The organism is Flavobacterium kayseriense, from assembly GCF_014305095.1.
Lineage (GTDB): Bacteria > Bacteroidota > Bacteroidia > Flavobacteriales > Flavobacteriaceae > Flavobacterium > Flavobacterium kayseriense.
Window position 1 is genome coordinate 638,776 of record NZ_JACRUI010000002.1, and the last position, 6,806, is coordinate 645,581.

Annotated in this window: 5 protein-coding genes; 1 reads left to right on the forward strand and 4 read right to left on the reverse strand. The window is 34.7% G+C overall.

From position 1 onward, the window contains the following. Nucleotides 1–4: 4 nt before the first annotated feature. Nucleotides 5–1,237 carry a glycosyltransferase gene (locus H8R22_RS09275; RefSeq protein ID WP_394368135.1) on the reverse strand — a complete coding sequence of 411 codons (1,233 nt, stop codon included), beginning with the start codon at nt 1,235–1,237 and terminating at the stop codon, nt 5–7. A gap of 287 nt (nt 1,238–1,524) precedes the next feature. Between H8R22_RS09275 and miaE the strand changes: the two genes are divergently transcribed. Further along, complete coding sequence (gene miaE / locus H8R22_RS09280) at nt 1,525–2,106, forward strand: tRNA-(ms[2]io[6]A)-hydroxylase (protein ID WP_187010159.1); 582 nt, start codon at nt 1,525–1,527, stop codon at nt 2,104–2,106. A 74-nt stretch (nt 2,107–2,180) separates the two neighbouring features. Here the strand turns inward: miaE and H8R22_RS09285 are convergent, their stop codons facing one another. The 3 genes from H8R22_RS09285 to H8R22_RS09295 all read right to left on the reverse strand — a co-directional run. Continuing rightward, the gene (locus H8R22_RS09285) at nt 2,181–4,049 is read right to left on the reverse strand and encodes an OmpA family protein (RefSeq protein ID WP_187010160.1); all 1,869 of its coding nucleotides are present in this window, start codon (nt 4,047–4,049) and stop codon (nt 2,181–2,183) included. A 19-nt stretch (nt 4,050–4,068) separates the two neighbouring features. Further along, nucleotides 4,069–4,986, reverse strand: coding sequence for a PorP/SprF family type IX secretion system membrane protein (locus tag H8R22_RS09290; RefSeq protein ID WP_187010161.1), 918 nt, complete (start codon nt 4,984–4,986; stop codon nt 4,069–4,071). Between the two features lie 69 nt (nt 4,987–5,055). Next, the coding region (locus H8R22_RS09295; protein ID WP_187016528.1) for a gliding motility-associated C-terminal domain-containing protein at nt 5,056–6,806 on the reverse strand (1,751 nt) is incomplete at its 5' end.

A 6,806-nucleotide genomic window follows, 5' to 3' on the forward strand; every position in this document is an offset into this window, starting at 1 on the left:
CTATCTATTTATTCTTCTCTTCGATCCATTTAGACATATATTTAGTACTTCTAAGTGTATGATGTTGTAAAAGCGCACCCATAAAATTATTTAGTCTATGCTGCTTTAAATCAGACTTTAAGTGATCTAAACGCTTTTCAAAATCAAGCTCAAATAAATTTCTTAGATAACGTTGCCTTAAAATTTGGATACCGTTTATTTGAGCCTCATTCCATAATTTTTCCTGTTTATATAAGGCAACTGCCTTATCAGCATAAATTATAGGATCGTTCTCTACTGCCCCATTCCAAAACAAATTTCCGTTCATACCTTCTGCACCAATTGAAGTCGTAACACTTGGAGTACCGCATTGCATCGCCTCAATTAATTTACCTTTAATTCCCGCACCAAAACGTAAAGGCGCCAGAACAACACGAGCTCGTTGTACAACCTCACCTGCAATGCTTGCGCGACCATGAATTAAAAACCCATCCTTAACATTATGCAATTGCAATACCTTCTGAGAAGGATAAGCACCATAAATATTGAGTGTTGCTTCAGGCAACTGCTTACGAATGAGAGGCCAAATTGTTTCTTTAAGGTATTGTACAGCATTCCAGTTAGGCTCGTGCAAAAAATTTCCTATAAACACAAAACCTACTCTTTCACCGTATGAAGGCAATTCATTTAAACTAGGAATCTCCGTATCCTTAAACAACAAAGGAAGATAATACAATAGCGCTGCATCTAACTTAAAACAGTTTTTAAGCAAATCCATTTCGTATTGCGAAATCATTAATGACAAATCACAACGCAAAATACTAGCTATTTCACGTTTGGCAACCTCCTCGATTAACAGATCGTCTAAAATAAAAGTCCGTTTTTCTTTAAAAGCTTTTTGTCGCGCCAACCGCAAACAATGCAAATCTTCAGTATCTAATAAACGGACTGCATCGGGACAATTTTCGGCAACGCGCCAGCCAAACTGCTCTTCCATCATAAAGCGATCAAACAAGATAACAGAAGGATTTAACTCCTTTACAAACACATCAAAACTACCAGAATTGAGTACAATCGTTTTTGTATCTACATCAAATGTACTTAAATCAACCATGAATTGACTGTCCTGCGCTGGGCTAGCAAAGGTGATTTTATATCCTTGTTGTTGAAATAAAGAAATTAATTGCATCATTCGACCGCCAGCTGCAGATGAATTAGGCTCGGGCCAAACAAAACCAATTATTAAAAGTGACTGCACTATTATCTAGATATAAATTATTCTTACAAAGTAAGCGTTTTTTCTATGAATTAAACCTATTATAATACAGTTTGAGGAACAATTTAAGTCAAATAATGACTCCGCTTTTCTTTTAAATAACAACTTTCACTAAAGAAAATTCTCTATTGCGCCATTATTCATTCAATTAAGAATAGAAACGTATAGACCTACCAAAGGGGCAAACTGCAACAGCACAATTTTAATCCGCGAAGGGATGTAAGTAGTTGAGAAATTACTAATTTTGTATAAAAATTAAACGAACGCAGATGTTAGGATTAAAATTAGTGACCGACCCACGCTGGGTAAATATAGTTGAATCGAATATTGAGGAAATCTTAACAGATCATGCATGGTGTGAACAAAAAGCAGCATCAAACGCGATAAGCTTGATAACTCAAAACTCTGAAAAAGAAGAATTAGTGACCGAGTTAATGATAATCGCTAGAGAGGAACTCGAACACTTACAAATGGTTCACGATTTAATAAAAAGTAAGGGATTAAGCCTCGGCCGTGAACGAAAAGATCACTACGTGAATGAATTATTCAAATTTATGAAAAAAGACGGAAGTCGGAATGATGCTTTGTGCGAACGTTTATTGTTCTCGGCTATGATTGAGGCGAGAAGTTGCGAACGATTTAAAGTATTATCTGAAAATATAAAAGATGTAGAACTAGCCAAATTTTACCGCGATTTAATGATAAGTGAAGCAGGACATTACACAACATTTTTAGGCTTTGCACGTAAATATGCTGACAATGTAGATGTAGATAAACGATGGAAAGAATGGATTGATTTTGAAACTTCAATTATCACAAATTACGGTAAAAACGAAACTATACACGGATAAACATCAAGAAGACAATAGTTACTTAAACAAAAAAAGGATGCAATACTGCATCCTTTTTTAGATCTAAAAATAAATTATTTGATAATCATAAACTCCGAGCGTCTATTTAAAGCATGTTGCTCTTCGGCGCAATCGTCACCACAGGTAACCTTAGGCTCACTTTCTCCATAACCTTGACCTGAGACTCTATTTTCGTTTATACCTTTTGACACAAGATAAGCAATAGTCGAATTGGCTCTATTACTTGACAATCTCATATTGTAATCTTCTTTACCTCTAAAATCAGTGTGAGATTTTACAAAAATCTTTAAATCTCTATTTTGGGTCATCATATAAACTAATTTATCCAATTCTCCGGCACCTTGCTCAGTAATAGTACTCTTATTTGACTCAAAATATATAGGATTCAAAATGATCTCGGTTTCAGTAACCACAACATCTATTGGATCTACAATGGCATCAAGTGTAACAACTCCAGTCTTTAATTCTTCTAGACTAAACTCCTTTGTAACAAAACCGTCTTTATAGACAGCAACAGTATACTTTTTATTGCATTCCCCTGTATATAAAAAACTTCCTTGATCATTAGAAAACTCTGTACTAATAATATTTTTATTTGAATCTACGAAAACAATTTTTGCTCCAGAGATCAAAGCCCCAGTTTTAGCGTTCTTAGCTATAGTCAAAATTTGGGCTTTACAGATAGCAGTGATGCCATATATATTATCTTTTCCGGTTCTATTACTCGAAAGATACCCCATCTTGTTTTCACTATCAACAGAAAATGAAAAATCATCCTGAGAAGAATTTACTGGCATTCCTAAATTTACAACTTTCTTATCGCCATCTAGTTTAAAAGAATAAACATCAAAACCACCAAGACCTAAAAATCTATTAGAAGAAAAATAGAGTGTATTATCATCACCAATAAATGGGAAATTTTCATCTGCTTCAGAGTTTACTTCGGGTCCCATATTTTCAGGAACTCCGTATGTTCCATCTCCATTAACAGTTACTTTCCAAATATCGGTACCACCTATAGAACCAGGCATATTTGATGCAAAATATAATAACTTACCAGCTGCATCAATTGATGGATTACCTGTAGAATAACTTTTACTGTTAATTGGTAATGGTGTAATATCAGACCATATATTGTTAATTTTAACAGCCTTATACAAACCAATTTGTCCAAATTTTAATTTTTTTATTTTATCTTTTTCAAATAACTTGTCATTAAAACTTTCACTCGAAAAATAAATAGTAGTACCATCCTTTGTCATAGTCAAAGGTCCTTCGTGATATACTGAATTTAACTCCGAAATAGCAAGAGGATCAGAATAGGACTTTGAAACCATATCCAAAGTAGATTGATACAAGTCTAAAAAGGGTTCGTCATTCCACCCGTATATTTTATTACCTTCTTTTCTTGAAGCTGCAAAATAAAGATTATTACCATATAAGATAGCTCCAAAATTAGAATTTTCAGAATTTATATTCAATTTATTTACTTCATAAAGAGGTTCTTTAGCTTTCAAAGAGTTTAAATAGTTTGGATTATTTTGAAATTCTAATGCTCTTTTATCGCTCGGAAAATATGAAACAAATAATTTCATTTGCTTGTTTGCTTCTTCATACTTTTGATTGTATTTCAAAACTTGTACATAATTATAATGAACTTCAGAGTCTTTAGATGATTTTAAAGCTTCCGCGTACCATTTCTCGGCCTCATTAGTTTTATCCATCTTAGAATAGCAATCAGCTAATTGCTTGTATGCATACTCACTCTTTGATCCATTGTTAATTAATGCTAAATATTCTTTAGCTGCACTTACGTACTCATAACTATCAAATAGTTTATCCGCTAACTTTGTTTCTTTGTTTTGCGCAGTACTTACTACACTAAAAAGTAGAACAATTACAATATGGTTATATATCTTCATTTCTGATAAAAATTAAATTTTAGAAAAATCTAGGAGAACGTGAAACTTTTTTAGGAGTAAATAAGTCATATAGTAATATAAACTCATGAGATGACGGAGCACTCACTCTTAAATCTGAAATAATATGATCGTATGCATAACCAATACGTAATTCAGGAGTTACTAAAAAATTTATCATTCCACCAAAACTGTCTTGCAGTCTGTAAGTAGCACCTAGTTCAATTTGTTCTTTGTATAAAAAGTTTGCAGATAAATCTAATGATGGTTTGATGTTCAAAGCAGATTTCAACATAAAGGAAGGTTTGAATTTCACTTCATAATTAAGGTCAAATACATAACCTCCTGTTAGGAAGTAATGCGAAATATCTGAACCGTATTCTCTTCCGTTATAGTCTAGGTGAGCTGCTTTTAACATATTAGGGACCGATAATCCAACATAATACTTATCAGTATAATAAAAGGCACCCGTTCCAATATTTAAACTAACATCACTAATATCTTGACCAAAGATTCCTTCATTGGGATCCGGCAAACTAGACTGTATAGATCGTAATCCTACTTTGTGAAACGAAGCTCCTGCTTTTAAACCCAGCGCTAACGTTTGGTTTTCGCCTAGTTTTAAAGTGTATGAAAAATCTCCATATACATTTTGCTCTGATACCGGACCAATCTTATCCGACAAGAAAGACAAACCAACACCAACATTATTCCCTACTGCTCCATGTCCCGAAAACGAAAAAGAACTTGGTGCCCCTTCGATATTAGCCCATTGCTTTCTATATAAAAGACCTAAAGAAATATTTTCCTTTGATCCTGCATAAGCTGGATTTACAATATTCATGTTGTACATGTACTGTGTATATTGGGGATCTTGTTGCGCACTTACATCAATAAAAGTCAAAAGGACTAAAAGAGATATCAAAAATATTTTATTCATATTTATTTATTTTTGGATTTATTGGCCTATTGAAAGTACAGACCAAATAAATTTATATTGTTGCTATTACTATCTAATTAAATAAATCCAACCTGTCTTTGTTTGCCCATTATTGAATTCTATCACATAATAGTATGTCGCACTTGGTAATTCTTCTCCTTTATTAGTCTGACCTTTCCACTGATTTTTGTAGTTAGGCATAGAATAAACCTTAAGTCCATATCTATTGAATATTTCTAAATTTCGAACATCCATCAAGGATAAGTCTAAAAATTCATTCGAACCATTACCATCAGGCGAAATTCCTTTTTGTATGTTGCAATAAATACCATTTATAACTGCTGGTTTCGTTGTTTCACAGCCTGTACTAGATGATTTGATGGTTAAAGAATACGTGAGCGGGAAAACAATTTGATTTGTTTTGGCAGCAATTACTCTCGAAACATTTAATTCACTAGAATTAGTGCCAATTTGCAAGCCATTTTCATCTTTCCAAATGTATTCTACAGTTGCTGCATCAAATGAATTAGCTACTGCATTTGCAGTGAGAATATAATCATCAGAGACACAAGCACCAACAACATCAAACTGAATTGGCTGTGGTACAGCATTAATTCGTTGAACCGAAGCGGCATTAACTGGACAAGAGGTATTATTTAAAAAACGCACACTAATCGTATAATTACCCGGAGCGACATTTTGAAAAACATTACTCTGCTGATATGCACTTCCAATACTATATTCAGTATTTGATTGCGGGCTTACCGTTATGGTACCTAATTGAACTTGACAAGTAGGCTGTAGTAAAGAAAGAACCATAGGTATATTAGGAACAGCTGTAATAGTCAGAACAACTCTGGTTCGTGCTGCACTAATACAATTTCCAATTGATGATTCTGCAAAGTATGTTGATGTACCAACACCTATTTGAGTAGGATTCGTTACAATTGAACCACCGGTCGCCGCGTTGTACCAAGTAATGGTATTTCCTGTAGCAGTTGCAGTCAATGTTTGTATGTTGCTACCATTAGAGCATGCAGTTTGATCGGATGCAATAGGATTCGGCACTACTCCAACTATAGTCAAAATTACCGCAGTTCTCAAGAAACTCGTACAAACTCCATTTGTTGCTTCTGCATAGTAAGTTGATGTTCCCACCCCAACTTGCGTTGGATTAGATACTACAGTCCCACCTGTTGCAGCAGTATACCATGTAATAGAAGAACCCGAAGCCGTTGCTGTTAATGTTTGTGTACTACTACCATTAGTACAAATCGTTTGATTGCCTCCACTTACTGGATTTGCAGGTCTTGCATTTATAGTTAATACAACAGCAGTTCGTGAACTACTTATACAACCCGATGCATCATTAACCGCTTCGGCATAGTAAGTAATACTACCAACTGTATTTAAAGTTGGATTAGCTATGATATTCCCACCAGTGACTGCATTGTACCACCTTACAGTTGAACCTACAGGCGATGTTGCTGTAGCCGTTAAGGTTTGGATTGGTGAAGCCTCACATTCGGTTTTATTTCCGCCACTAACTGGAGCGGTAGGAGTTGCGTTTATTGTCAAAACAACAGCGGTTCGACTCGGACTAGCACAAGTTGAAGCTGTATTTACTGCCTCAGCATAATAAGTTCTAGTTCCTACTGTATTCAAAATAGGATTAGCAACCGTGTTTCCGCCAGTTGCAGCATCATACCAAACTACCGTTACACCGGCTGGTACTGTACCTATAGCTGTTAATGTTTGAATAGGAGTTTGTGCACATTCTGTTTTATTTCCTCCACTAACAGGTGCTATTGGTCTTGCAT